This is a genomic window from Roseixanthobacter psychrophilus (assembly GCF_043195195.1).
GTDB lineage: Bacteria > Pseudomonadota > Alphaproteobacteria > Rhizobiales > Xanthobacteraceae > NCEH01.
Genome location: NZ_JBAFWT010000019.1, coordinates 17,405 through 42,754 on the forward strand (window position 1 = coordinate 17,405; position 25,350 = coordinate 42,754).

The following is a 25,350-nucleotide window of genomic DNA, read 5'->3' on the forward strand; positions in this document are numbered from 1 at the left end:
CGCGCCATGCCCTCGCCACAGGATTATCGCTCGCTCGAACTCGAAGCCTCTGCCGCGACCGCCGTCGCGCGGGGTTCGACCGCCATCGGCAATCTGCTGAAATTCGGCGTGCCGCTCGGCGCCGTCCTCATCGCGGGATGGATGATTTACGCCTCGCTCGGCAGCGGTCCGCGGAACATGACCGCGCCGGACACGGAAGAGTTCACGACGACGCAGTTTCCGGCACCGTCGCTGCAGGCGCCGCGCCCGCAGACCGACCAGGGCACAATCGTCGTTCCGCAAGCCCCGCCCGTGCCGCCGGAGCCGGTCTTGCCACCACCGCCCGTCGCGCCGCCCATGGCGCTGCCGGCGCCGCCACCACCCGAGCCACCGCTCGCCCTGCCAGCGCCAAATGACGATGAAGCGCGCCGGCTGGCCGAGCTTGAGCGGCTACGCCAGGAAGAGGAGCGCCGGAGATGGGAACGGTTCCGCGCGCCGCAGGTGATCGCCGACAATGCCAGTCCGGGCGATGCAATTGGCGGTCCCGGTGATCCGGCGCGCGCGGCTGCCGGGCAGGACGAGGACCCCAACCGCCGCTTCCTGGCGTCGGTGTCGAGCGCCGGCGTCGAGATCGCGAAGGCGGTGAAGAACGATCGGATCGATGCGCTTGTCGCACAGGGCACGATGATCCGCGGGGTTCTTGAGACCGCCGTTCAGAGCGACCTGCCGGGCATGGTGCGCGCCGTCACAGCTGAGAATGTCTGGTCCTTCGACGGCCGCCGCATCCTTATCCCGGCGGGAAGCCGGCTCATTGGCGAATACAAGTCCGGAATCTCGCAGGGGCAGACCCGCGTCTTCGTGGTGTGGACCCGCCTGCTGCGCTCGGATGGGGTGTCGGTTCAGCTGGGGTCGAACGGCACCGACGACCTCGGCCGCGCCGGCAATGCCGGCTTCGTCGACAATCACTACCTTGAGCGCTTCGGCTCCGCGATCATGCTGTCGGTCGTTGGCGGCGTTTCGCAATTCCTGAGCGGCTATGGCCAGTACGACAACAACAATAACGGCACCACGATCACGACGACCGATCCGGTCACCGGCCTCGTCACCACGACCCAAACGGGCACCAACCAGAACAGCCAGTCGCTCCAGGCGCGCCAGATCGCGGCGCAGAACGTGTCGCAGACACTGACCAATATCGCCCAGGAGGCCCTGAAGAACTCGATCAACATCCCGCCGACAATCTATCTCGACCAGGGGACGCGGATCATCGTCTTCGTGCGCCGGGACCTCGATTTCTCCTCCCTTTACCCTGATCCGGTGAAGGAAGCGCTCAGGGAGCTCAAGCGTGAACGCACCGGCGCGAAACCTGACAGTCTTCCTCGATAGGGCGCTCAATCCCATTCGGCCCTGGCTCGACGACGACCAGGTCGTCGAGATCTGCGCCAATGGACCCGGCGAAGTCTGGGTCGAACGCTTCGGCCAGGCCGCGATGGAGCGTCACGAGGTTCCCGCACTCACCGAGTTCGCCATCCGACACCTCGCCGAACGCATTGCCGGTCAATCCGGCCAGAGCGTCAACGAAGAGCATCCGCTGCTGTCGGCAGCGCTGCCGACGGGCGAGCGCTTTCAGGGCGTGATGCCGCCGGCGACAACAGCGGGCGGCGCCTTCGCCATCCGCAAGCAGGTCATCAAGGAGATGCGGCTCGACGATTATCGCCGGCTCGGCTCGTTTGAGAAAGTCGCCACCGTCACCGAGGGCGCATTGTCGGATGTCGACCGGCAGCTCTGCGCGTATCTCGACGCTGGCCGCATCGAGGACTTCATCCGGCTCGCCGTGGTGAACCGCTATTCGATCCTGCTCTCGGGCGGCACCTCCTCCGGCAAGACGACGTTCCTCAACGCCATTCTGAAAGAGGTCGCGGCCGAGGAGCGCATCATCACCATCGAGGACACCCGCGAGGTGAACCCGATCCAGAGGAACTATCTGCCGCTGGTCGCCTCGAAGGGCGATCAGGGTGAAGCCCGCGTCACCGTCGAGACATTGCTGCAGGCGTCGATGCGCCTGCGTCCGGACCGTATCTTCCTCGGCGAAATCCGCGGCGCGGAGGCCTATTCGTTCCTGCGGGCCATAAACACCGGCCATCCCGGCAGCATCACCACGGTCCATGCCGACAGCCCGGCCGGTGCGTTCGAGCAGCTCGCGCTGATGGTGATGCAGGCCGGGCTCGGTCTGCGGCGGGACGAGATCGTCGGCTACATCAAATCCGTCCTGCCGATCGTCATCCAGCAGACCAAGGTCGGCGGCTGGCGCGGCACCTCGGCCGTGTATTTTTCACGCATGGCGGAGTGGCGTGCAGAAAGGGCAGGGGCGGCAGGAAGGAAGGCCGGCCATGGCCCGCGTCGTCGTTTATAGGATCGGCATTGCGATCCTGCTCGCCATTGCCTTCTGGCTGCTCTGGAGCATGGCCTATGAGATCGTCGTCGGGCTGCGATGGGCCCCGGCGCGGTTTCCGAGCGAGGGCGCCAGCCGCTGGGGACTGTTGCGGCTGCAGAACGCCGACCGCTCGGCCGGCTTCTTCCTGGTTGCCTGGCAGCACTTCCATGCCCGGCTTCTCTACCCGGCGACCCAGGCCGAGGCGCTGATCCGCGCCGGCATTGCGGCGGGGGTGGTCATTGCCCTTGGTCTGGCAGGATGGCTGTTCGCCTTCATCAATCGCCGCCAGATGCCATTTGGGGCGGCGCGCTTCGGGACGTTGATGGAGGCGGCGAAGCAGGGCCTGACCGGCAAGCAGGGCATCGTGCTGGGGACGATTAGTGGCGTCACGGTGCGTTCGGATGAGCCCGCGCACATCCTCGTGGTCGGACCCTCGCGATCTGGCAAGGGGACCGGGTTCGTGCTGCCGAACGGTTATCTCTGGCAAGGGTCGGCGGTGTTCTTCGATCCGAAACGGGAGAACTTCGAGGCGCTGGCCAACCACCGCACGGCTATGGGCAACAAGGTCTTCATGTTCTCGCCGGGCTCCAACGACACGCATCGCTACAACCCGCTCGACTTCGTGCGCCGCGACGAGCGCATGGCGACCGACTGCCTGGTGGTCGCCTCCTTCGTAATCCCCGAGAAGGCCGACGACACCTGGGCCGGGGCAGGGCGGCTGCTGCTGTCCGCTCTTATCGGCTATGTGCTGTCGTCTCCCCTCATCGCTGGCGCGCAGCACATGCGCACGGTCGCCCGGATGACGACCACGGGACGGGACATCTCGTCGGTGCTGCGCGCGATCGTGAAGACCGAGCGGCAGCATCTGCCGACCTGGGTGACCGACAATTTCAACCAGTACATCGCGCTCGAACCGGAGACCCGCAACAGCGCCGTCTTCAATGTCAACATGGCCATGTCGCTCTGGAACAACGGGCTGATCTCGGCGGCGACCGAGACATCCGACTTCGACATTCGCGAGCTGCGCCGCCAGCCGATGACGATTTTCATCGGCTGCACCATCGCCGAGCTCGCCATCTTCCGTCCGCTGATCCGCATCCTGTTCCAGCAGATCCATGATCTGATGATGGTGAGGATTCCGGGCGATGACGAGCCGCACCAGGTGCTGCTCATGCTCGATGAATTCTACCATGTCGGGCGCATGGACTCGCTGATTTCCAAGATTACCATCAGCGCCGGCTATGGCTTCCGCATGGCGATCGTGATGCAGGACATCTCGCAGCTCGATGAGCTCTATGGCCGCAACACGCGCATCACCACCGTGTCCGGTTCGCAGATCAAGCTGTTCATCCAGATCAACGATCTGGAGACATCGGATTTCGTATCCGAGATGCTCGGCGAGACGACGCAGGTCTACAAAACGCCGGTGATGCGGCCAGGGCAGGGGATCTTCGCGCCGCGCGCCTGGGCGCCGCACTACACGCCGCGCCCGCTGCGCAGCCCGCTCGAATTGCGCGAGATGTCCGACCGCGTGTCGATCCTGATGGTGAAGAACTCGCGCTCGTTCGAGCTTACCAAGATCCGCCACTATCTCGACAAGCCCTATCGACGGCCCTACGAGGCGGCGAAGGGAAATCCGCCGGCGTTGCCGAGCCTGCGCGAATGGAAGGATGAGGCATTGGGCGGCGCGATCAATCCGGCGCCGGCCGCCGAGAGCACCGAAGACGACACGGTCGCCCGGCCACCGCTCCAAGCCGCCGCGCAACAGGCGCCAAGGCGGAACCCTCAACCCCCTGGAAAGAAGGCCCCAGCCAAGCGACAAGCCGCGGCGGAACCTGCTTTCTTTCCGGCGCCGCTGGTGATCACGAGGGTGAAGCCAGTCGAACGACCGGCCCGCAAGCAGCTCTCGCTTGGTGACCAGCCATTGGTTCCGCCTGGGGAGAACTGCAACATCAGTGATCTACTGGCCGCGTCAGAAAGCGCTCAGCGTCGCGACTTCGAAGCGATGACTGCCAGTGCCGCGGCGGTTGGTCAGGAAGAGCGAGTCGAGCAAGCGTTGATAACCCTTACCGGGCTGCAGGACGGGTTCGGCGACGACGCGCAGTGAAATATGTAGCCGTGGTCCGCGCGGCCCGCGTCGCTCACCGAGACGAGCTTGAAGCGACGCGATGGCTCTGCTTCTCAGCAAACGCCGTCCGTTCAGAATAGGCCCATCGGGCTCACCATCAACTGATCGGCGGCGCGCTTCTGCTCCTCGCTGAAGCTTGCGTAGAGCGGCTCCACCGCTACTTTGATCTTTTGGAGCGCTTCCTGGCATAGAGCCATGGCCTTCTCGATCCGCTCAAGACGCACTGGAAGAGCGTCGTCACGTGCCTGCATCATGCCCTCACGCATGCCCATCATCGCCTTCGCGTTGGCTCGCACGGCGTCTGCGAACATGTTCCATTTGGCTTCCTGAACGTCGGTGACCTTGAGTTCGGTCCTTAAGAACGCCAGCCGGCCTTCAATGTGTCCGGTCATCATGCCCATCATGGGCATACCGCCAGCACCCATCGTCGACATCATGCCGCCCATGGGCATTTGTGATCCGGGCGCATTCAAAGGCGTGGCTGGCGCTTCAGCGCCCCCGGCCGGATGGTGCTCATCGTTGGCCGAGGCGGGTGACCCTGCGAGGAGCATGGCGCTGAAAAGCAGGATGGAAATGGAGGGCATCTTGATCATCGGAGCCTATTCCTTCGCGTTGTGAGTTGTTATGACAGGGCGGAGCCTGCTACGGCGAGGCCCGAAACTCGCTGTTCAACCCTGGCCGGCGCGGCTACTTTTCGGGCCGCCGAGCCGTGGAATGAAGCCCGGCACGTCTCGCATGTAGCGTTCATAGTCAGAGCCGAATTCCGCCAAAGACTCGCGTTCTTCGGCGCGGGCAAGCCGCACGTACATGAACACCAGCACCGGGAACATCGCGAGGGTCAGCAAGGTCGGCCATTGCAGCAGGAAGCCGAACATCACCAGCACGAAGCCGACATATTGCGGATGCCGCACATAAGCGTAGACGCCGGTGGTGGCGAGCGTTCTATGACGCTGTGCTTCGTAGAGCACCTTCCAGCCGGCCGAGATCAGGATAAAGCCGCCACCGATGAAAACGAAGCTCAGGAGGTGAAACGGCCCGAAATGCGGATTGGCTCTCCAGCCGAACATCTCCTCGAGAAGATGCCCGGCGTCGTGGGAGAACCAATCGACTCCCGGAAAGCGGCTCTGCAGCCAGCCGGAGAGCAGATAGATCGTCAGCGGGAACCCATACATCTCGGTGAACAGCGCGACCAGAAAGGCGCTGAAGGCGCCGAAGGACCGCCAGTCGCGCTTTGTCTGCGGCTTGAAAAAGCTGAAGGCGAAGAAGATGAAGATCGCCGAATTGATAATCACCAGTGACCAGAGGCCATAGGCAGGAACATCGTCGTGCATGGTCGACCTCCGGACCGTTGATCGCGGCTCAATGTTTGTGAGGCTGGTTCTGGCCGGCATCCGCCGATCCGCTGCCGCTGTCGTTGCTTCCTCCCCGTCCGCCGTGGCCGCCATGCCCGCCATGCATGAAAACATGCATCAACGGGCAGGCGAGGATCAGCAGGAACGGCCAATACCCCAAATACGGGATGAGATGCGCGCGATGCTCGGTCAGTAGATAGAAGCCGCCGATCGCGAGAAAACCGATCAGGACCCAATTTGCGCGGGAGCGAAAGAAGCCCCCCTCACCACCATGACCGCCGTGTTCCATTGGAAACTCCACCCACGTCAGACCAGGACGCACCGGCACGCCCTGCAACCGTCCAGAGGTCGCTAGACGATGCAGGCTTGCATCGGCCAGACGCCATCCTCCGAGCGACACGACAGCGCTCGAACCATGGCCGGCCATCTGTTCTGAATCTTTGATCCCGGTTAAACATCCGCCGGGTGTGGATCGAAGCAGCAGGACCGATCAGATGCCTCGCCTGCCTCGCCCCGTGGCAGCCGGCGTCATGCGGCAACGAGAGCGGAAAAGCAGGCCACGAGTTCCTGGATCGTCCTCACGCACGAGCCGAGCCTCACGTCGATCCCAGCAGCACAAAGTCTCTGTTTCTCTGGCTCGCCGATAAAGCCGCAGATCAAGCGACCTGGTCTGGCTGCGACAATGAGATCGCATACCGCGGCGGACGTGCGCTGCGGGTTGGCGCGGAATTCTGTCGCGCCCGTGGCGGTATCGACGATCCATATTCCATCGCACTTGCCGAAGAAGGGGCACAGTGCGGGGCCCGCGTCGGATTTCATCACAATGATCGCAATGCGATTTGCCGGCGGGGGTGGTACGCAGGCGGACCTAGCCATCGGTTCCTCGTTTGAACACCAGCAAAGCCAGGGAATTATGGCACCGGCTAACATATCGGACTTTAAACTCGATCAAACATTCGCGTAGGCGGCGCGGCATGACATCATCTGCCAAGTGTCCGACGGGCGGCCGGAAAGCTGCCCCGCGCAGGATTCCGGGCGGTCGATGCGCGCTGCCCACCACTTGATTTCAATCAATCTCGCCGGGCCCTTCCCCGTATAGGTTTCCGCCGGGCTAATTGGTAGATGCGGAGCCGTGTGGTAACTTCCGGTTCTGGCCTTCTTGGAAAGAGGCGGATGCTGCGGTTCCTCGCCATACTGATCTTCGCCACAGCGATCATCATGACGCTGAGCGGGCGGAGTATGGCCGGGACAGTAGCGATCACAGCTGATGCGACCATGGTGGTTGTGAGCGCTTCTGGCCTTGGGCCCCACAGTGACGAATGCGACGACTGCCCGGAGTGTCCAAATTCGGACAAGCCCTGCTGTCCGATGAGTACCTGCTCCTGCCCGGCCACCTGCTCAACGAGCTTGGCGCCCCTCCCTAGCAGCCTCACGGCCCATGCCTTCGAGCGCTCTTCAGTAGGGATGGGGTCCGAAGAAGCCGACCCAGGCTCGGTCATCCCCGGACTCGACCCCCCAGTTCCTCGGCGCTCGACCTAGCGGGTCGATCGGCCCAGCGGAGCGCGATCTAGCTGCCAACGGTCCACGCCCTGCGCGGATCGGGAGCGTGGCTTGATTGTTCCATTCCCGCTGGCGTCGCGCCGCCAAAGCGGCCGGCCGAGCCGGGCGACCTGGTCAGATGGATTCAACCTTCCAGGTGAAACCGACCAGATCGAGGACTGTAATATGACTCCGAGCCAAGCGTCTTATTTGGAGAGCACTATCCGAGCGTCGCGGGATCACGCCCATGGCCGATACGACGGTCTGCAACCCGGGGTGGTCCGGTCCCCAGTTCCTTGGGGAACCGCAAACACGATCAGTGATGCGGAAAGGAACGCCCGTATGCCGATGCCTGGGAATGGCACGACGAAGCAACCCCCGGGCTGTGAGGCTTGCTTCGCGCGGGCTAACCGGGGTTTGTGCGGCGATTGCCAGCCGGGATCGCCCTGTGTGATCGCGAGTTACAAATCTGCTGATCGGGAATTCAAGGCCGGCCAGGATCTCTTCAGCCTCGGTGAGCCGTGCGATTCGATCTACAATCTCCTTGAAGGTTGGGTCATTCTCTATAATTTATTGGAAGATGGGCGACGGCAGATTTTGCACTTCGCATTGCCGGGCGCCGTGCTTGGATTCCATCCCGGCGGCGGCGCGATGATGACATTTGGCGCGCAAGCCTTGACGGATATCGTCGTCAGCACAATTCCGCGCAAGGCGCTTCCACCGATCGTCAAACAGCAGCCGGAGTTCGGTCTGCGGCTTGCCTGGCTGATCGCGCGCGATTGCACCCTGGCTTATGACCGTCTTACCAGCATTGGGCGGCATTCAGCCCGTGAGCGCGTTGCCCACCTGCTGCTCAAGCTGTTCGTCCGCTACCGCGCGCAATGGCCGGGCAGTCATATCGAGGAGATGCATCTTCCGCTGACCCAAGAAGATATCGGAGATGCGACGGGTCTGACCTTCGTTCATGTCAACCGGGTGCTAAGGGATCTGCGAAAGGATAGGATCCTGGAATTCCATTATCGACGGCTCCGGATCCTCGATCCGGACAAACTCGTCGACGTTGCAGGTCTTGACCCTCAACTCGTGATGTCTTGGATCCGCTGATGGATGATCGGCCGGGACAATATGGGATGGAGCGGGCGGAATGTCCGATCCAGCCTTGTTGCGAGCTGCCGCGTCATGCTCCTTCGGCTCCATTGTTGCGCAAAGACAACCGCTGATCTTCCGTCACCAGCGGCCCCTTTGCGTTGCGGCGTCACGGGTCGCGTCTGCGCCCAAAGATGCGATCTTGCTCCACGACGAGCCTGTCCGTGAATATCCCATCGGGCAGCCGAAGCCGAATTTGCCGCCTTGTCTGGCATGGTCTCCACCCGAACCGTCTGTCCGGCCGACAGGTCCGCGCACCTATTGAAGTCAGCGCAAGCGACCTTCTCGGAACAGAGCGCCGTCTCCTCCCGCGGAAACGTTCAATCGCACCGGCTTGCCATGGCGAACGACGACGGTGTCAAGCCTATACCGCCGGTGGCGCTGCTGGCCGAGCCGAGGCGGGAACATCGTAAAGCGCCTGGAAGACCCGTTCCTCCGTCGCGTCGCGCTGCCTGCGGCCGTTTTCGATCACCTCGGAGACACGGTCAATCGCCTCCCGCTCACGACGGAGATTGGCATCGTCCTCCGGCAGCGGCTGGCGGCGCTGCTCGATCAGACGCGCGAGCGCAGCGACGCCATGCATCCACGGACTGAAGGATTCCGACAGCAGGTAACGGCTCGTGCGCATCGGATGGAGCCATTCGAGCGTCGCTGCGGTCCAGGGATTGGAGGCCATGCGCACGAACGGGCTGACCATGGTCTTGTAGAATTGCTCGTTCACCTCTGAAAGATGGCGAACCTGCTCGAACTCCGCGCGCGGCGTCGCGAACCGAAGATCCTCGACACGCCGCTCTTCGAACCGGACCGAGTATTCCGGCTTATGGCAGTCGGGATTGCCGGTCGGATTGTCGATCTTCATCTCGTAGAGACCGGGGGCGAGGGTCTCGATTTCGCCGAGGCTTTCGAGGATCGCGCGATGTTCGAACCGCGCCACCTTGGCTGACACGAAAATGCCGAGATGGCCCGCATGGGGGTTCGTCAGGTAGACAATGCGCTGACCGGCGGCCTTGAGATCGCTCGTATCCTTGTACACCACCGGGATCCAGCCGAGCGCCTGGTGCGGCGGGGTGATGTTGTCGCCGTAGGACGCGAAGATCACCAGCGGATTGCGAATACGCCGAAGGTCGGCGACGCAACCCTCGCAGATCCGCATCTTGCCCTCCTCGAGGCGATTGCCGATGAAGAGGTTCTCGACGATGGCGACGATCTCTTCCCGGCTGAGGAAATAGAAGCCATTCCACCACCGCTCGAACTCGAGGAAGCGCTCCCGCTCCGTGTCGACATGCGTAAACAGGTTGGCGTATTTCTCCCAGACGGCTTCGGGCTGAAGGTTTTCGAAATTGAAGGCGAGCCACGCACCGTCCAGGCGGCCGTCGTTGAGATCGGCGAGAAGGTGGGTGGCCCAGACGCCGCCGAGCAGCCCGCCCGCGATCCGCATCGGATTGACGCCCGATTCTCCCGCCCAATAGGAGAGCGGAGAGCCGTTGAGCACGGCGGGGCCGACCAAGCCTTCGCAATCCGCCGAGAGCAGGGTGATCGCCCAGCCGGCCTGACAGTTGCCATAGAGCACCGGAGGCTTGCCGGGGTGACGTTTGACCACGTCCTCGACGAAGCGTCCGAGCGCATGCAGCACATCCGCCAGGGTCTGGCCCACGCAGGGTTCCGGAAAGAAGGAAACGAAATAGACCGGATAGCCCTCGTGCATGGCGATCCCAACCTCGGAGTCGCGCTTGAAGCCGCCGATGCCGGGCCCATGGCCGGCTCGAGGGTCGAGGATGACGACGGGTGGCTTCGCCGGATCGATACAATCCTCGATGCAATCGTCGCCGATCCGGGTGATCCGCAGGAGGGCGTAGTTGACAGGTCGTTCGAAACGGCGGGCATCGACCAGCGTCTCATAGTCGAAGTCGAGAAGCGGCGGTTTGCCGGCGCGCTCATGGGCGATCATGTTGTTGGCACGCTGGCGCAGCGTGTCCCAAAACAGAATCGACCGTTCAAAGACATCCCTCTGATAGGCCAAGGGATCACCGATGTTGATCGGCAGCCCGGCTGGATTCGCCGCGACGGCCGGTTCCAGGCTTTTCACCGTAGCGGCCGCTACGGTAGCCCGCCGAACAGCCAATTGCCGACCCGGCGACGCCTTCGGCTGGTCAATCAGCGCGGAATCCGATCTTGCTTCGGCCATCACCATCTCCATCATCTGATCTTTAGGGCGAGGAAGTTGAACAGCGGCCAGAAATCCGGCTGCTGTGCCAGCCGCACGCCACGGTCTCGGCAAGACCCCGCGGGACGCTCTTCAACACTATATGCGGCTAGGATGCCTTGACGCTGCTTCCGGCGTCAGGGGTTCCATTTGCCTGCCGACGGATTTCGCCTGCGGTCTCCCGTGCCATGGTCGCACAGTAGTCTTGGACCTTCTGCGAGAGATCGAGCCAAGTCTTCGTCTGCAATGACGTCTCTTCCAGGATGGCCGCCATGACGCTCGATTCCGCCGCGATCACATCCTGCGGTCGCCGGCACTGCACGAATTCCAGAAGCGAGCGTCCGATCCGCTCATTGGCGCCAAGGAGAGTGCTCATCTGAGCGCTGTATGTCTCGCCATAGGCCTTCTGCAGATCGGACGTGAAGGCCTGGAACCGTTTGAACTGGCCGTCGAGCTTGCCGGTACTGTCGGCGCCCGACAGTCCCCACCATGCGAATACAGCGTTCATGCGATCGAAACCAACTGGCGCCTCATTCTTCGTGGCCATTGTTCTCTCCTTCATTGTTTCGTTGCAGTTTCAGGAACGCGACGTTCGATTTACTGTGATGGGTCGCATTTTGCGCTCTCGCGGTCAGTGGATAGCCTCAAGCGCCAAAGCGACCCCCTGACCGCCGCCGATGCACAGCGTCACCAATCCGCGGCGGAGACCGTCCCGGTGCATCGCGTGAAGGAGGCGGGTCGTCAGCACGGCTCCTGTCGCACCGATCGGATGGCCATGTGCTATGGCGCCGCCCTCGACATTGACGATGTCCTCCGGGAGCCCGAGCTCTCCGATGAGCGCCAGGACGATCGCAGCGAAGGCCTCGTTGATTTCCACCCGCTCGACGTCGCCGAGGGTCCAGCCAGCGCGATCCAAGGCCTGCCGAACCGCGGGAACCGGCCCGAGACCGAACAGGCCGGGTTCGACCGCGCCGACCCCGAAGGCCACAAGACGGGCCATCGGCGTCAGGCCGTGCTTCTCGGCCCAGCGGACATCCGCAACGATCATGCCTGCGGCGCCGCTGTTGAGGCCCGGTGCATTGCCGGCGGTGATGGTCCCATCCTTGCGGAAAGCCGGCTTCAACTTGGCCAGCGACTCCAGCGTTGCGTCCGGGCGGTTGTGCTCATCCTTGTCGAAGATCGTCGGCCCCTTGCGACCGGGGATTTCGATCGGCGCGATCTCGGCATTGAACTTGCCGGCCGCCTGCGCCGCGCCGAAGCGTTGCTGCGTTCGCTCCGCCCAGCGGTCCTGCGCCTCGCGCGTCACCTGAAACTTACTGACGAGATCCTCGGTCACCAAGCCCGAGTGGTGATCGGAAAAGGCGTCGTTGAGGCCGTCGCGCAGCATGCAGTCGTAGATCTGGGCATCGCCCATGCGGTAGCCCCACCGTCCGCCCGACATCAGGTAGGGCGATTGGTCCATGTTCTCCATGCCGCCGGCGATGGCGCTCTCGGCGAGGCCGAGCATGATCTCCTGCGCGGCGGTCGCGATCGCCTGCGCACCCGAACCACACACCCGGTTGATGGTCATCGCCGGAACGCCGGCCGGAACGCCGGCCTTGATCGCCGCCTGCCGCGCCGGGTTCATCTTGGCGCCGGCCTGGACGACCTGCCCCATCACCACGGCGCCGATCGCACCGTCTGCGATCTTCGCGCGGATCAATATTTCCTTGATCACGGCGGCCCCGAGCTCGGGGGCGCCTATGTCTTTCAGCGTTCCGCCATACGTGCCGATGGCTGTCCGCACCGGGGTGCAGAGCACGACGTTCGACTGTGCCATGTGGATGTCCTTTCGATTTCCCGGGGGGGGCCTATGCCATGTACTGGCCGCCATTGGCGGTGACCGTCGAGCCAGTGATGAACGTTGCCTCCTCGCTCACCAGGAACTGGACGATGCGTGCGACCTCGTCGGCATTGCCCAGCCGCCCGACAGGGATTTGCCCCTCGATCCTTGCGAGAACATCTTCAGACATGGCACCGACCATGTCCGTCGCGATGTAGCCGGGCGCGACCGCGTTCACGGTGATGCCCCTCGACGCCGTCTCGAGCGCGAGCGCTTTGGTGAAACCAAGGATGCCAGCCTTCGCGGCTGCATAGTTGGTCTGACCAAGCTGCCCCTTCTGACCGTTGATCGAGGAAATATTGACGATCCGGCCGAAGCCGTGATCACGCATGGCGCCGATGACTGCTCGGCACATGTTGAAGCAGGAGGTGAGGTCGGTCGCGATGACCTCGCCCCACTGGGCAGATGTCATCTTGTGCAGCATGGCATCGCGGGTGATGCCCGCATTGTTGACGAGGATCTCAACCGGTCCGCCGAGGTCGTTCGCCACGCTGGCCACGCCATCCTGGCAGGCGTCAAAATCGGCAACATCCCATTTGTAGACTGGGATACCGGTATCGCCCGAGAACGCGTCGGCCGCTGTCGCGTTGCCGTGGTAGACGGCCGCAACCGCGTATCCCGCGTTCTTGAAGCGACGCGCAATCGCGGCGCCGATCCCTCGCGTTCCGCCGGTGATGATCGCCACGCGCTTGGTGAGGTCATCTGCATTCATTGTGTTATCCGTTCTCAGGCGGCGTCTTGGTCTCGTCAGCGAGGCCCCGAGCTCGCCGGCGAATGCGCTCGGCCTCATCGCACCGGCAATCGAGGAAGCCGTGGACCGGACAGGTCAGGCACATTTCCTCGAGCCTCTTGCGGAGCGCCTGGCGCCCGCGGTGAAGCCGGACCGCGATGTTGTTGAGCGTGGTGCCGAGGCTCGCGGCGATCCGATCCCGCGGCTCGCCAAGAATGTCGGAGCGCCAGACGACATCGGCATATTCGGGCTTGAGCGTCGGCAGCAATTTATGGAGGCAGTTGCAGACGGCCTCATCGGTTTCTCGATCCGGCTCGATCGCGAGGTTCTCGACGTCCGACTGCTCCATGTCGACCTCCCGGCGACGCCGTCTGATGGCGCGTCGCTGGTGATCGACGAGTGTCGTCGCCAGTATGCGCCCGAGCCAACCGCGTACCGTGCGGACGTCCCGCAATTGCCAGGCGCGCTCGATCGCCCGGAGCGAGAACTGCTGCAACAACTCTTCAGCCTCGTCCCGGCTGCCCACCCGATGATGCAAAAAGACCAGAAACTCCTCGCGTGCCTCGACAAGCGCTCGTCGTACAGCCGCGTCCGCTGGTTTTGCGGCGTCCTCTCCTTCCGGATCACTGCCCGAATGCTGGGCATCCGTCTCACGCCTGTTGGTCATCGTCCAGCCAGATCTTTCAATGGCAGAGACGTCCTCTTGAGACGTCTCTGCCAAAACCAGACAGGATTTAACGTTACGGCAGCGACCGCTCACGTTCTTTAACGCAGATCAAGCTTTCTGTTGCCGGTCGTCGCTACGAATCCGTCTCGGATATCAGCCTTTTCGCCGCGATGGGCTGCTGTCCTGGCGGGATCGGAACGGACCGAACCCTCGCTGGCACATCGTGCGCCATCTTAGGTCTTTGGCCAGCGGTGGGAGAGCAAATGACCATGCGAGCAATGAGCGTCGGGGTGGCGCTGGGTCTGATTCTGCTTTCTGGATCAGCCCACACAGCAATGGCGGCCCCTAGCGGCGACAGCAGGGTCGTCGGCGATGTCCAGATCTATATGGGAATCCTGCCGGCGGAATTAGTCCGCGGTCATCAGCAAGGCCACACGGAGAATTCCATGCATGGCGGGCAGTCGGCGGCCCGCGGGCAATTCCATATCGTTGTTGCACTCTTCGATGTCAGGAGTGGGCGCCGCCTCACCGGCGCAGACGTCTCGGCCCGCGTCTCCGAAATCGGCCTTGCGGGGAGCCAGAAGAACCTCAATCCGATGGAGATCGCGGGCACCGAAAGCTACGGCAACTACTTTGAAATGCAGGGCAATGGACCGTTTCGGATCAGCCTGACAATTCGCCTGCGGGACCAGGCGCAGGACATCAAGGTGGAATTCGAAGAACGGCACCAGTAATAACGACTATGAAGTGATCGATCGAGCGCGTCGGTCATGACGATGAACGAGGCGCTGCCATTTGTGACTACGCCGGCCAGAGAGATGAAATCGCAGCGAGTCGTTCAAATCGAACGGATGCATTTCCACTCGGAAGAATATCAACTCCACAATAGTTCACGGCCAGCGCATATAGCCGATCCCGGGGCCCGTTGGCGCTGGACGGGTCGACGCCGGCCACACGAACAGGCTCACTATGATGCAAGACTACATCACTGATCGGGAGCGCCAAGACAAACGCAAGACCGCGGGCTTGCAATCCCTCACGGCGCGCCCTGCGATTTCCTTCGGAGCTTCGCGCGGCGCAAGTGGCGATCTTTAACCTGCCGCAAAGCTCTCACTGCGATTTCAGCTTTCCTCAGTGCCTCAGTCGACAGGAGGCAGACATGGATTGGATCTCCCAGAACTGGATCTGGATCGCACTTGCAATTGGCGCATTCTTCTTCATGACCCGCATGGGCGGCCGCGGAATGGGCCGATCGGCACGCCACAGCCACGGAAGCGGGCAAGACGGCCCACCATCCGACGCTGGAGCCGGTCCGCGGTCGGTCCTTGATCCCGTAAGCCGGCAGTCTGTCAGCGGCAGTTCGTCGATATCTTCGGTCTATCGGGAGCGCGCCTACTATTTCGAGTCCCGCGAAAACCGTGAGGCGTTCGAGGCCGATCCCGAAAAGTATCTGACCGGGATGGCTGCTTCGGGCCAAGCGATCGATAACCAGCGCGACGACAACCATCCTCAGCACCACCGACATGGCTGCTAGGGCGCAGAGGTCCCGGACCGTTCGGCTTGGTCCCAACACCGGTAGAGAACCTCAGAGGCCGGAATGAACCAAACGGGCACGATCGAAAATCGGACGTTCGACGAGATTCGGATCGGTGACACCGCCAGCATCGTCCATACGCTCGTCCGAAAGGACGTCGAGCTCTTTGCCGTCATGTCGGGGGACGTCAATCCCACTCATGTCGATGAAACCTTCGCCAAGAGCGATCTGTTTCACAAGATCGTAGCACACGGCATGTGGGGCGGCGCCCTTATCTCGACCATTCTCGGCACCGAGCTGCCAGGCCCAGGCACCGTCTATTTTGGCCAGACTCTTCGTTTCCATCGCCCAGTTGGTCTCGGCGACACCATCACGGTGACCGTGCGGGTCGCCGAAAAGATTGAAGACGGGCATCGCGTCCTTCTCGACTGCAAGGCGGTCAATCAGCTCGGTGAGATCGTCATCAGTGGAATTGCAGATGTGATCGCGCCAACGGAGAAAATCTCTCGCCAGCGCACGATTCTGCCAGAGGTAGAGTTCGTCGAGAAAGGGCGTTGGCATCGCCATCTCATGAAATTGGTCCAAGGTCTTGAGCCAATTCGCACGGCTGTGGTGCATCCCGTCGATACGACATCACTACTCGGCGCGATCGAGGCTGCTCAACAGAAGCTGATCGTCCCCATCCTGGTCGGACCTGAGGCAAAGATTCGGGCCGCTGCTCAGCAAGCTGCGCTCGATCTGTCCCCCTTTGAAATCGTCCCGACGGAGCACAGCGATGCTGCGGCGGCACAGGCGGTCGCGATGGCGCGTGCCGGCAAGGTCGGGGCCTTGATGAAGGGGGCGCTGCACACCGATGAACTCATGGGCGCCGTAGTGGATCGCGATCATGGATTGCGGACGGCGCGGCGCGTCAGCCATGTGTTTGCGATCGACGCGCCACGCTATCCACGCCCGCTCTTCATCACCGACGCGGCGATCAATATCAATCCCAATCTCGACGACAAGCGCGACATCGTGCAGAACGCGATCGACTTGGCTCATGCCCTGGGACTTGCGACGCCGAAGGTAGCCGTCCTGTCGGCCGTCGAGACGGTGTCGTCGAAGATTCCATCGACACTCGACGCCGCAGCTCTCTGCAAGATGGCGGACCGCGGCCAGATCACCGGCGCGCTCCTCGACGGCCCACTCGCGTTCGACAATGCCGTTTCCGTCGATGCGGCAACGACGAAGGGCATCATCTCTCCCGTCGCGGGCCAAGCAGACATCCTCCTTGTGCCTGACCTCGAGGCCGGAAACATGCTGGCGAAGCAGCTCGAATATCTTGCCGAGGCCGAAGTCGCCGGCATCGTGCTGGGCGCGCGCGTCCCGATCATCTTGACCAGCCGTGCAGGCACGACGGCGGCGCGGTTGGCCTCCTGTGCCATCGCGCTTCTGCTCGCCCGCCATAGGGCCGGTATCCGGCCGTGACGGGCACAATCCTGGTCCAACATGCCGGATCTTTGATCTAGCGATCCAAGTCGGCCTCATTCAAACCGGCGGGCCTCAACATGAAGCTACGAGCAATGTCTGTTCGTGCATGCTTCCAGAGCTTGATCATGCATTTCACTCAACATTCGGGGCTCGCCATCTACGCCCGTGGATAGTGCATTTCCAGTGTGGCGGCGCAGGCTTCTATACTGCCGATGAGGCCATCCGCAATCGAATTGCCGGGCTTCGGCGCTGTCATGAAGGTGGCAATGGCCCTGTTCCAGGCGGCTTCGCCGACGCATGTGTGGAGGGCGTTGTCGGCCAAAATCTCAACATGGCGTTCGCCCAAGGACACGAAGAGCAGCATGCCGGGACGATGTTCCTGGTCGGCCAGGATCCGGGCCGCAAACTCACGACGGGCCAAGCCGACACAGTGCTCGCGCTTGATCCGGCCAGGCACGAGCAACAAACGTAGAGGCAACCAATCAAAGATCAGAGCCGAGCTCGCGAACGTCCCCGCCTGGATCAGAAAGCCGATGGGGAGTGGCAATAGCGGCCAGAAGATCGCCAATAGGCCTCCGACTGCAAGGGCGGCTGCAGCCGCCCATATCAGCGGAAAAAGCAAATACCGATCGCTGAGCGGAGTGACCACCAACGCGAAGTGTGCGCCAGTGCGCCGTTCGACGGTCGTCATAAGCTCGTGTAGGCGTCGGCTGTCGTCGTCGGACATGCATTTCATCTTCATCACCAGCGTCCTGATGCTCCCCCGCCACCAAACGAGCCTCCGCCGCCGGAAAACCCGCCGCGCGAGAAGCCGCCACGCCCGGCCCCCCCGTGCCGTCCGCGGAACCCGCCAAGGAACAGCAGAGGCCAGAAGAAACGACCGAAGATGAACATGATGACGATAATGGCGATGACGCTTCCGCCTCCGCTACCGTCTTCGTCTTGGCTCCATCGTTGCTCAGTTTGCTGGGGCAGGGCAGACGCATCGCCGCCCAGAACACGCAGAAGCGTCGTTGCCCCGACAAGAACGCCGGTGTTGAAATCGCCCTTCCGGAATTCGGGCAGGATGAGATTCTCGATAATCAGCCTGCTCTGTGCATCGGTGAGCCGACCCTCCAGGCCGTAGCCGACTTCAACGCGCACATTGCGTTCGTTCGGCGCTACCAACAGCAATGCACCGTTGTTCTGACCCCTTTGTCCGATCCCCCAGGCGCGGCCCAACTGATAGCCAAAGTCGTCGATGGAATAGCCTTGAAGTGATTTGATCGTTGCAATAACAATCTGGTTCCCGGTCTGCACCTCATGCTGAGCCAGCATTTCTGTCAGCTTTTGTTGCGTTTCAGCTGAAAGGATACCTGCGTCATCCACAACGCGACCGGTGAGGGGTGGAAAAACCGGCGCTGCGTAGAGCGCGGTGGCAAGTAATACATAGACCAGCCCTGCAAAAAGTGCCTGCCATGCGACCTGCGGATGCATGCGGGGGCGGATCATAGTTTGACTTGCGGCACTTCTTGCGCCTTTTCATCGATCGTAAAGGTTTCTCTCACCTTGGCGTTCGGATAAAGGATAGCTGCGATCCATCGGCTGGGAATGGTGCGCAAGGTCGTGTTGTAGGTTTGCACCGTGCCGATATAGTCGCGCCGCGCGACGGCGATGCGGTTCTCCGTGCCCTCGAGCTGCGATTGAAGCGCTAGGAAATTTTGGTTCGACTTGAGATCGGGGTATTGCTCGCTGATAGCCAAAAGGCGTCCCAAGGCTCCGCCAAGAGATGCTTGGTTTTGTTCGAACTGACGGAAGGCGTCCGGGTTGGTGAGGATGTCCGGCGGCAAGGTCACTTGGGTGGCGCGCGCACGAGCCTCGGTGACCTGTGTCAACACCGTCTGCTCCTGTTTAGCATAGCCCCTCACCGTTTCTACCAGGTTGGGAACAAGATCGGCGCGCCGTTGATACTGGTTCAGCACCTCGCTCCAAGCAGCTTTCACCTGCTCATCCTGGGTTGGCACAGCGTTGATACCGCAGCCGGCGAGGCCGATCGCAAGAAGGAGGACCGCGCCGACGCGAGCGGCCAAGCGTGCAATCGGATGGCTCATTCTATTGTCTCCTCCCGGACGACAGGGCGATCCAGGGATGGCGGAATTGCCACGCATTTTTCGTCTGATGCAGCCTTGGCTCCCGGGAGCGCTCAGACTTCGAGTTTTTGACCTTAGGTGGTACGCTCGTTGGGAATCTTTGATCCTGATTAAGGAACCGCGCTTTGGCCGCGCACAGTGTTCATCCGCGATGAACCCCAGCATCCGCCGGGTCTTGCGGCCCGCATACATCGACTGCCAATCGCACAGATGCTCGCCGTCCCGAAGAATTGCGCTATCGCTTCGACGTCCATGGCAAGATTCGAGCTATTGTTGCGGCGCCAATAGACGTTGCTAAACCCACACCATTTTGGAGAGGGCTGATATAGTCCTTCAGCTTCACGTCAGCATAGGATGGTATTTGCTCAAGGCAATTTCTTGGGAGAGACCTTGCGCATATTACTGATCGAAGACGACCAAGTGCTGGGCACGGCCATCCGCGATCACATCGCGTCAAACGGCCACGGCGTCGACTGGGTGCAGCGGATCGACGACGCGCGATTGGCCCTGGCCACCGTTGGGTATGAGCTGATCCTCCTCGACCTCGGGCTGGCCGACGGTTACGGTCTGGCCTTGTTGCGCGAATTGCGCGCGGCGCGAAACCCGGTGCCCGTCATCATCGCAACGGCACAGGACCAGATCGCCGTCCGTATCGAGGGGCTGAACGCGGGGGCGGACGACTATCTGGTCAAGCCGTTCGACCTCAGCGAAATGATCGCGCGGATTTCCGCCGTGACGCGCCGCTACACTGGCGATCCGAACCCGGCCATCAACATCGGCCCGGTCTCGATCGACCTGGCCCTGAAACTGGTCACGGTGGCGGGCGAGGATGCCGGGATCACCGCGCGGGAATGGGCGGTACTGGAACGGTTGGTCCGCCATCGCGGCGCCGTCGTTACGAAGAGCGAGATCGAGGATTCGCTCTATGAATTCGGCGCGGAAATCGACAGCAACGCCGTCGAAGTCTATGTCAGCCGCCTGCGCAAAAAGCTCGGCAGGGAGTTCGTGAGCACCATCCGGGGCCTTGGCTACAAGGCGGGAAGCTGAGATTGGCGCGTCCTTCGATCGCCTGGCGCCTCGCCGCCGGTCTCTCGGCGACCATGGCCGTGCTTTGGATCGGAGCCGCGGGCCTCGCCGGCACGGTCATGTATGCTCAGATCAACGAGGCTTTCGACCAATCCTTGCGCCAGGGTGCGCTTCGCCTGCTGCCGCTGGCGGTTCATGAAATCGGCGAGGGTGACAAATATGGCCTGGATCGCGTGCGCGGCTCCGATCTCGACGAGGACGAAGCCTACTTCACCTACTACTTGATCGACCAACATGGCGCCGTGGTCTTGCGGACGGACGACGCGCCGAACGATCCGCCGCCATTTCCGGTTTCGGCCGGCTTCTCGGATGTCGAGGGCCGGCGCCTGTTCGCGAAGACGGACCCTCGGTCCGGTTTCTCCATCGTCCTTGTCGAGCGCACCGAGCATCGCCGCGCCGCCTTGAGGGCAGCGCTCGCCACGGTTCTGTGGCCCCTCGCCGGGCTGATACCGCTGGTCGCGGGCGGCATCTGGATCGCGATCCGGCTGGCGATGCGTCCCGTCGAGCGGTTGACACACGATATTTCACAGCGCGGCAGCCGGAACTTGTCGCCTCTGACGTTCGACGGGCAACCCGCCGAACTCGCGCCTATCGCGGAGGCGGTGGCGAGCCTGCTCAGGCGGCTGAGCGCGGCGCTGGATGCGGAACGAGCGTTTGCGGCCAGCAGCGCCCACGAATTGCGAACGCCGATCGCGGGCGCCTTGGCTCAAACCCAGCAACTGGCGATCGAACTCGGCGACCAGCCGGCAGGCAGGCGTCTGAGGGAGGTCGAGCTCTCCTTGAGGCGCCTGGCGCAACTGTCCGAGAGGCTGCTGCAGCTCTCGCGACTCGAAGCGGGCTTCGCGCAGGCCGAGACAGCCTCCGATCTTCTCCCGGCTCTGCGTCTGGTGGTGCGGGATTTCCAGGTCGCATCCGGAACGCGGTCTCGGGTGAGATTGCACGTTTGCGAAGGGCTGGTCCTCGTCGGCCGGATCAACCTCGATGCCTTCGCCGTCGCCGTGCGCAACCTGGTCCAGAACGCCCTGATCCATGGCGCGCCGGATGGCTTGGTCGAGGTGATCGGCGGACCCGGCAGGCAGGTTCGCGTGATCAATGCGGGGCCGGTTGTCCCCGGAGCAACGCTGGCGCGGATCGCTGAGCCCTTCAGGCGCGGTGCCACATCGGCCAAGGGAACGGGCCTCGGCCTGTCCATCGTCCGCTCCATCATGGACCAGACGGGTGGAAGCCTGACGCTCCGTTCGCCCGCGATCGAGAGGAAGGATGGCTTCGAGGCCATTCTCCAATGGCCGGACGAGTTGCCTTCGGAAAAAGCGGCCGTCCATTGCCGTAGTGCGGTCGTGGGTACCGTCGATGACGACTTGCCGGTGCATCACCTACCACCGCAGGTACCGGCGAAACGTTGAAAAGCTTGCGGCCACGCACTGGAGCGACAGCCGGCTTTCCGCCGACCTCTAGCGGACGATGATGGAGCAGGATTCAAGCCGGCGTCATGCGGCGAAGGGTATCGTCCTTCAGGACGAAGTGATGATACAGCGCCATGAGACCGTGGAGACCGGCGATAACGAGAAACACGGTTCCGCCGTTGCTGTGGAGGTCCGCGACGATGCCCGGAGGTTGCTGGACCGGTGCCGTCAGGGCCGGCAGGGTCACTCCGAACACGGTAACTGGGATGCCTAGCGCCGAGGCGGCGTACCATCCAGAAAGCGGCATGGCGATCAAAAACGCATAGAGCACAGCATGGCCGGTCTTGGCGGCAAGTTGCAGCAGCGGGGCGCTCCGCGGGTCGAGCCGAGGAGCACCGCCGGCCAGCCGCGCGATGAGCCGCGGCACCACGAGCACCAGCACGGCGAGACCGAACGCGAAGTGTACTGTTGGAGGGTTCTTCAGAATTTGTGGTCCGCCTTCGCCGAGGAACCAGGCGATCACCACGCAAATCGCCGTCAGCCAATGCAGTACGATCATGAATTTCGAGTAACGCTGAACCATGTGCCGCCTCGGCTGTCTTTCCATAGGATTGTTGCCGGTGCAACTAGACCCTACCAAGCTGACACCCACCTGAAGCTCAAGCGCAGCGTCCAAATGAACGTAGCCTTACGTGACGCCGCGAGCGGAATGGCCAACGTTCACGCGACGGCGCCAACGCCAACTGATTGCATTCTGCCCCGAAATAAACGACGGTTGAGCGGATGCGCTACGATCAATCGGAGATTGTCTTCGGTGCCTCGCCTTGGCGAGCCAACAGGACTTGCCCATCCCAATCAGCATCGGTCATTTCGACAGCCCGCAAAACGAGACGTCCCCCACCGAGAGACCCTGCCAGGACTTGTCGCGGCGCATTGACGTCAGTCTGCGTCGAGGCCACCGAGACGAGCGACAAGGGACGATAGAGGCGTTCCTCGACGACCGATCCGATCCAGAGCGGAGCGGTCTGTCCATTTGTGAGCTCGAAGTCGACGGCCCACAGCCGGAGCACGAGACGCGACGCGGCGAGTGTACCAACGCTATTGGGTCGAATGAGAGTGAGGCTGGGAAGACGCCCGCTGGCGAAGAGAGGAACAACCGGAAGATTGGCGGGGTCCGCCGATGGGGCAAGCCAGCTTAGGGCGCTTGAGAGCGCCCAAGCCGCTGATGTGTGCCACCCATCCCGCAGCAAGGCGTCTTGCAGGTCCCGCAAGCTACCGGCCCACTGGAAGGTCAGCGGCTCCTCCACCTCGCCGGTAAGATCGATCCGCCTACCCGGCAATTGCTGCCAACCCGATGCCCACCATTCGGCGGCGGCCATCGTCGGCAGCACGCTTTTGACGGCATAGCGATCGCTGTCCGTTGCGTGGTTGCGGTAGATGTTGAAGCCACCGGCGAGGACAACCGCCGCACATCCGACGGCGAGCAGGCCGCCTGGCTCAACGCGTTCTACTTTCCGCCGCAGATAGGACAGCCCGAGCAGCGCAAGCCAGGCAGATCCGAATGCCAAGCCTCCGAGCACGTCGGAAAGCCAGTGCGCACCGAGGTAAAGGCGTGAAAATGCGATCAGAGATATCAGGGTTGCCGCGCCGAGAACGACTGATATGCGCAGTGCCGGGCGAAGTTCACGCGCGATGAGGAAGGCGAAGAAGCCGTATAGAACCAAGTTGATTGTGCTATGACCGCTGGGGAAGGAAAACGCGCTCCAGCCTGAGTAGAGCAGATCGCCGGGCCGCGCTCGATGCAGTGCCATTTTGATCGCGGTATTGAGCGCCGAGGCGCCGGCGATCGCAACCAACCAATAGGCTGCCGTGCGCCATGCCCGTTTCCAGGCAAGCCACAGCAAGCCGATGACAGTGACCGCCACGACGACGACGGTATCCCCAAGTTCGGTGATGGCGATCATTACCGCATCGCCGGGCGCCGTGCGGAGATCCTGGAGAGCGCGGTAGATAGCGCTATCGGCCAGCACCAACGGATCTCCGTTGACGACGTCTTCAAGGATACCGAAGAAAAGCCACGCCGCGCCGACGAGCAGAACAGTCAATAATGCGAGAGTCCGCGCCTCGTGCCGCTCTGGGTCGAGCAAACTGGAGAGATTGCGGCTGAGCCAGGTGTCGCGGGTGCCGACCCAGCCCCGCAGCCGTTCCACACCAATGATGAGAAGGGGTATGCCGCGACGCAACGTCCAGCGCACGATATGCAGAATGACCCAACCCACTGCGGCCAGAACGACCAGAAGGACGGCGAGCGGCTTGGCGGCCGCGCCGAGAATACCGAAGGCGGCCCCGACGAATACGCCGGGCAGAATATGCGACGGAGCCCAGGCGAGCGCCGATGCGACATTGACGGCGTAGAATCGGCGGACCGGCATTCCCAGCACACCGGCGAGGAGAGGAACGAAGGCGCGGACGCCCGGTGAGAAGCGTGCGAGAAAAACACTCTTGTCGCCGTGGCGGGTGAAAAACGATTCGCTACGCTCGATCAGTCCCGGATGCCGGTTCAATGGCCAGAGGCCAAGAATCTCGCGGTGGTATCGATGCCCTAGCCAAAACGAAACTCCATCACCGGCGACGGCGCCAAACGTGGCGGCAGCCAGCAACGGCCAGAGCACCAACGCGCCGCTCGGTACTAAGGTGCTGAGTGCCAGGATCCCGACCGTACCCGGTATGACGGCACCGATGATCGGGATCGACTCCGAAAGGGCCAGGAGAAACACCGCCAGATAGGCGACATGCCGATGTGCCGTCAGGAAATCGACTATCGTTAGGACCAAGGACGTCATCATCCGACGGTGCCTATCGAATGCCGGTGATGACGCGATCGATGCGCGTGTCTTCTCGATAGGCCGCGTGCACGATGACGCCTACAATGATTCTTTTGGCGCTCCGCCACGGCATCTCAGGCGACCGTGCCGAAGATGGCGCCGATCGCGGTCGTCACGGCCATTGCGAGAGCCCCCCAGAACGTCACGCGGATCGTCGGCTTCAGGATGTCGGCTCCGCCGGCTCTGGCGCCGATCATGCCGAGCAGGGCCAGGAACACGAGCGAACCAACTGAAACAGCTGGCAGCAGCCAGCTCGATGGCGAGACGAGCACGAGCGCCAACGGCGCGGCCGCTCCGAGGGAAAAGGTCGCCGCGGACGCCAGCGCTGCTTGCACGGGACGCGCCGTGGTGATCTCCGAGATGCCGAGTTCGTCCCTGGCATGGGCGCCCAATGCGTCCTTGGCCATGAGCTGCTCCGCGACCTGGCGGGCAAGCCTGGTCTCGACGCCTCGGGAGACATAGATCTGAGCCAGTTCCTTCTTCTCGAACTCCGGATCACACGCGAGTTCGCGCTTTTCACGTGCGAGATCGGCATGCTCAGTGTCGGACTGCGAACTGACAGAGACATATTCCCCCGCAGCCATGGACATGGCGCCGGCGACCAGACCGGCGACGCCCGTCAGCAGGACATTGCTTGAGGAGGCCGCTGCCGAAGCCACGCCCAGGATCAGGCTCGCCGTCGAGATGATCCCGTCGTTTGCGCCCAGCACAGCGGCGCGCAGCCAGCCAATTCGCCCGACAAGGTGCCTCTCGTTATGCATGCGACTCATGTCAGCCTTGCTC

Annotated in this window: 24 protein-coding genes; 9 read left to right on the forward strand and 15 right to left on the reverse strand. The window is 62.6% G+C overall.

All coding sequences use genetic code 11. The features are described 5' to 3' along the window. Positions 1–6: 6 nt before the first annotated feature. The 3 genes from virB10 to V5F77_RS16695 are packed head-to-tail and all read left to right on the forward strand — an operon-like array spanning position 7 to position 4,520. Entirely contained in the window at positions 7–1,365 is a 1,359-nt protein-coding gene (gene virB10 / locus V5F77_RS16685; RefSeq protein WP_429006488.1) for a type IV secretion system protein VirB10, read from the forward strand. Then, the gene (gene virB11 / locus V5F77_RS16690) at positions 1,325–2,392 is read left to right on the forward strand and encodes a P-type DNA transfer ATPase VirB11 (protein ID WP_429006489.1); all 1,068 of its coding nucleotides are present in this window, start codon (positions 1,325–1,327) and stop codon (positions 2,390–2,392) included. Before virB10 ends, virB11 begins: the two co-directional genes overlap by 41 nt. Further along, on the forward strand, positions 2,370–4,520 hold the full coding sequence (locus V5F77_RS16695; RefSeq protein ID WP_429006490.1) for a type IV secretory system conjugative DNA transfer family protein: 2,151 nt from the start codon (positions 2,370–2,372) through the stop codon (positions 4,518–4,520). Before virB11 ends, V5F77_RS16695 begins: the two co-directional genes overlap by 23 nt. Positions 4,521–4,612: 92 nt before the next feature. Here V5F77_RS16695 and V5F77_RS16700 read toward each other — a convergent pair whose 3' ends face one another. The 4 genes from V5F77_RS16700 to V5F77_RS16715 all read right to left on the reverse strand — a co-directional run bounded on the left by V5F77_RS16700 (position 4,613) and on the right by V5F77_RS16715 (position 6,712). Continuing rightward, complete coding sequence (locus tag V5F77_RS16700) at positions 4,613–5,134, reverse strand: Spy/CpxP family protein refolding chaperone (protein WP_429006491.1); 522 nt, start codon at positions 5,132–5,134, stop codon at positions 4,613–4,615. Positions 5,135–5,209: 75 nt separating this feature from the next. Further along, entirely contained in the window at positions 5,210–5,872 is a 663-nt protein-coding gene (locus tag V5F77_RS16705) for a methyltransferase family protein (protein WP_429006492.1), read from the reverse strand. Between the two features lie 28 nt (positions 5,873–5,900). Further along, on the reverse strand, positions 5,901–6,182 hold the full coding sequence (locus V5F77_RS16710) for a DUF2933 domain-containing protein (protein ID WP_213375373.1): 282 nt from the start codon (positions 6,180–6,182) through the stop codon (positions 5,901–5,903). Positions 6,183–6,421: 239 nt separating this feature from the next. Beyond that, positions 6,422–6,712: a NifB/NifX family molybdenum-iron cluster-binding protein gene (locus V5F77_RS16715; protein ID WP_213375278.1), complete on the reverse strand. Its 291-nt coding sequence runs from the start codon at positions 6,710–6,712 to the stop codon at positions 6,422–6,424. A gap of 1,170 nt (positions 6,713–7,882) precedes the next feature. Here V5F77_RS16715 and V5F77_RS16720 point away from each other — a divergent pair. Further along, positions 7,883–8,536, forward strand: a complete 654-nt coding sequence (locus V5F77_RS16720) for a Crp/Fnr family transcriptional regulator (protein ID WP_271188570.1) — start codon at positions 7,883–7,885, stop codon at positions 8,534–8,536. A 406-nt stretch (positions 8,537–8,942) separates the two neighbouring features. Here the strand turns inward: V5F77_RS16720 and V5F77_RS16725 are convergent, their stop codons facing one another. From V5F77_RS16725 to V5F77_RS16745, 5 genes are all read right to left on the reverse strand, one after another. Next, positions 8,943–10,763 carry a DUF3141 domain-containing protein gene (locus tag V5F77_RS16725; RefSeq protein ID WP_429006493.1) on the reverse strand — a complete coding sequence of 607 codons (1,821 nt, stop codon included), beginning with the start codon at positions 10,761–10,763 and terminating at the stop codon, positions 8,943–8,945. Positions 10,764–10,890: 127 nt separating this feature from the next. Then, a complete protein-coding gene (locus V5F77_RS16730; protein ID WP_429006494.1) occupies positions 10,891–11,328 on the reverse strand; it encodes a hypothetical protein in 438 nt (145 codons plus the stop codon). Positions 11,329–11,412: 84 nt separating this feature from the next. Continuing rightward, entirely contained in the window at positions 11,413–12,600 is a 1,188-nt protein-coding gene (locus V5F77_RS16735; protein WP_429006495.1) for a thiolase family protein, read from the reverse strand. Positions 12,601–12,631: 31 nt separating this feature from the next. After that, positions 12,632–13,375 (reverse strand): acetoacetyl-CoA reductase, encoded by a 744-nt coding sequence (gene phbB, locus V5F77_RS16740; protein ID WP_394260233.1) that lies wholly within the window; start codon positions 13,373–13,375, stop codon positions 12,632–12,634. A 4-nt stretch (positions 13,376–13,379) separates the two neighbouring features. Continuing rightward, positions 13,380–14,060 (reverse strand): RNA polymerase sigma factor, encoded by a 681-nt coding sequence (locus V5F77_RS16745; RefSeq protein WP_429006496.1) that lies wholly within the window; start codon positions 14,058–14,060, stop codon positions 13,380–13,382. Between the two features lie 263 nt (positions 14,061–14,323). On the opposite strand from V5F77_RS16745, the gene V5F77_RS16750 reads away from it, so the two are divergent. From V5F77_RS16750 to V5F77_RS16760, 3 genes are all read left to right on the forward strand, one after another. Continuing rightward, entirely contained in the window at positions 14,324–14,794 is a 471-nt protein-coding gene (locus tag V5F77_RS16750) for a hypothetical protein (protein WP_429006497.1), read from the forward strand. A 425-nt stretch (positions 14,795–15,219) separates the two neighbouring features. Continuing rightward, complete coding sequence (locus V5F77_RS16755) at positions 15,220–15,594, forward strand: hypothetical protein (RefSeq protein ID WP_394040780.1); 375 nt, start codon at positions 15,220–15,222, stop codon at positions 15,592–15,594. A 63-nt stretch (positions 15,595–15,657) separates the two neighbouring features. Next, complete coding sequence (locus tag V5F77_RS16760; protein WP_429006498.1) at positions 15,658–17,061, forward strand: bifunctional enoyl-CoA hydratase/phosphate acetyltransferase; 1,404 nt, start codon at positions 15,658–15,660, stop codon at positions 17,059–17,061. 160 nt (positions 17,062–17,221) lie between these two features. Here V5F77_RS16760 and V5F77_RS16765 read toward each other — a convergent pair whose 3' ends face one another. Genes V5F77_RS16765 through V5F77_RS16775 form a run of 3 tightly spaced genes read right to left on the reverse strand, consistent with a single transcriptional unit; the run spans position 17,222 to position 19,154 of the window. Beyond that, positions 17,222–17,791 (reverse strand): hypothetical protein, encoded by a 570-nt coding sequence (locus V5F77_RS16765; protein WP_429006499.1) that lies wholly within the window; start codon positions 17,789–17,791, stop codon positions 17,222–17,224. Positions 17,792–17,805: 14 nt separating this feature from the next. Then, on the reverse strand, positions 17,806–18,540 hold the full coding sequence (locus V5F77_RS16770) for a TPM domain-containing protein (protein ID WP_429006500.1): 735 nt from the start codon (positions 18,538–18,540) through the stop codon (positions 17,806–17,808). 11 nt (positions 18,541–18,551) lie between these two features. Continuing rightward, complete coding sequence (locus V5F77_RS16775; RefSeq protein WP_429006501.1) at positions 18,552–19,154, reverse strand: LemA family protein; 603 nt, start codon at positions 19,152–19,154, stop codon at positions 18,552–18,554. Between the two features lie 429 nt (positions 19,155–19,583). Between V5F77_RS16775 and V5F77_RS16780 the strand changes: the two genes are divergently transcribed. After that, positions 19,584–20,240: a response regulator transcription factor gene (locus tag V5F77_RS16780; RefSeq protein WP_429006502.1), complete on the forward strand. Its 657-nt coding sequence runs from the start codon at positions 19,584–19,586 to the stop codon at positions 20,238–20,240. A 134-nt stretch (positions 20,241–20,374) separates the two neighbouring features. Continuing rightward, positions 20,375–21,682, forward strand: coding sequence for a sensor histidine kinase (locus V5F77_RS16785; protein ID WP_429006503.1), 1,308 nt, complete (start codon positions 20,375–20,377; stop codon positions 21,680–21,682). Positions 21,683–21,755: 73 nt separating this feature from the next. On the opposite strand, the gene V5F77_RS16790 is transcribed toward V5F77_RS16785, so the two are convergent. From V5F77_RS16790 to V5F77_RS16800, 3 genes are all read right to left on the reverse strand, one after another. Then, entirely contained in the window at positions 21,756–22,265 is a 510-nt protein-coding gene (locus V5F77_RS16790; protein ID WP_429006504.1) for a cytochrome b, read from the reverse strand. A 211-nt stretch (positions 22,266–22,476) separates the two neighbouring features. Next, positions 22,477–24,528, reverse strand: a complete 2,052-nt coding sequence (locus V5F77_RS16795; RefSeq protein WP_429006505.1) for a bifunctional DedA family/phosphatase PAP2 family protein — start codon at positions 24,526–24,528, stop codon at positions 22,477–22,479. 113 nt (positions 24,529–24,641) lie between these two features. Then, a complete protein-coding gene (locus tag V5F77_RS16800; protein WP_429006506.1) occupies positions 24,642–25,337 on the reverse strand; it encodes a VIT1/CCC1 transporter family protein in 696 nt (231 codons plus the stop codon). Positions 25,338–25,350 lie beyond the last annotated feature (13 nt).

Excerpts from the sequence above, each read along its gene's own strand:
- virB10 (WP_429006488.1), top strand. The coding sequence starts at position 7 with ATGCCCTCGCCACAGGATTATCGCTCGCTCGAACTCGAAGCCTCTGCC.
- V5F77_RS16695 (WP_429006490.1), top strand. The coding sequence starts at position 2,370 with ATGGCCCGCGTCGTCGTTTATAGGATCGGCATTGCGATCCTGCTCGCC.
- V5F77_RS16700 (WP_429006491.1), bottom strand. The coding sequence starts at position 5,134 with ATGATCAAGATGCCCTCCATTTCCATCCTGCTTTTCAGCGCCATGCTC.
- V5F77_RS16705 (WP_429006492.1), bottom strand. The coding sequence starts at position 5,872 with ATGCACGACGATGTTCCTGCCTATGGCCTCTGGTCACTGGTGATTATC.
- V5F77_RS16710 (WP_213375373.1), bottom strand. The coding sequence starts at position 6,182 with ATGGAACACGGCGGTCATGGTGGTGAGGGGGGCTTCTTTCGCTCCCGC.
- V5F77_RS16715 (WP_213375278.1), bottom strand. The coding sequence starts at position 6,712 with ATGAAATCCGACGCGGGCCCCGCACTGTGCCCCTTCTTCGGCAAGTGC.
- V5F77_RS16725 (WP_429006493.1), bottom strand. The coding sequence starts at position 10,763 with ATGGCCGAAGCAAGATCGGATTCCGCGCTGATTGACCAGCCGAAGGCG.
- V5F77_RS16730 (WP_429006494.1), bottom strand. The coding sequence starts at position 11,328 with ATGGCCACGAAGAATGAGGCGCCAGTTGGTTTCGATCGCATGAACGCT.
- V5F77_RS16735 (WP_429006495.1), bottom strand. The coding sequence starts at position 12,600 with ATGGCACAGTCGAACGTCGTGCTCTGCACCCCGGTGCGGACAGCCATC.
- phbB (WP_394260233.1), bottom strand. The coding sequence starts at position 13,375 with ATGAATGCAGATGACCTCACCAAGCGCGTGGCGATCATCACCGGCGGA.
- V5F77_RS16745 (WP_429006496.1), bottom strand. The coding sequence starts at position 14,060 with ATGACCAACAGGCGTGAGACGGATGCCCAGCATTCGGGCAGTGATCCG.
- V5F77_RS16750 (WP_429006497.1), top strand. The coding sequence starts at position 14,324 with ATGACCATGCGAGCAATGAGCGTCGGGGTGGCGCTGGGTCTGATTCTG.
- V5F77_RS16755 (WP_394040780.1), top strand. The coding sequence starts at position 15,220 with ATGGATTGGATCTCCCAGAACTGGATCTGGATCGCACTTGCAATTGGC.
- V5F77_RS16760 (WP_429006498.1), top strand. The coding sequence starts at position 15,658 with ATGAACCAAACGGGCACGATCGAAAATCGGACGTTCGACGAGATTCGG.
- V5F77_RS16765 (WP_429006499.1), bottom strand. The coding sequence starts at position 17,791 with ATGTCCGACGACGACAGCCGACGCCTACACGAGCTTATGACGACCGTC.
- V5F77_RS16770 (WP_429006500.1), bottom strand. The coding sequence starts at position 18,540 with ATGCATCCGCAGGTCGCATGGCAGGCACTTTTTGCAGGGCTGGTCTAT.
- V5F77_RS16775 (WP_429006501.1), bottom strand. The coding sequence starts at position 19,154 with ATGAGCCATCCGATTGCACGCTTGGCCGCTCGCGTCGGCGCGGTCCTC.
- V5F77_RS16790 (WP_429006504.1), bottom strand. The coding sequence starts at position 22,265 with ATGGTTCAGCGTTACTCGAAATTCATGATCGTACTGCATTGGCTGACG.
- V5F77_RS16795 (WP_429006505.1), bottom strand. The coding sequence starts at position 24,528 with ATGATGACGTCCTTGGTCCTAACGATAGTCGATTTCCTGACGGCACAT.
- V5F77_RS16800 (WP_429006506.1), bottom strand. The coding sequence starts at position 25,337 with ATGAGTCGCATGCATAACGAGAGGCACCTTGTCGGGCGAATTGGCTGG.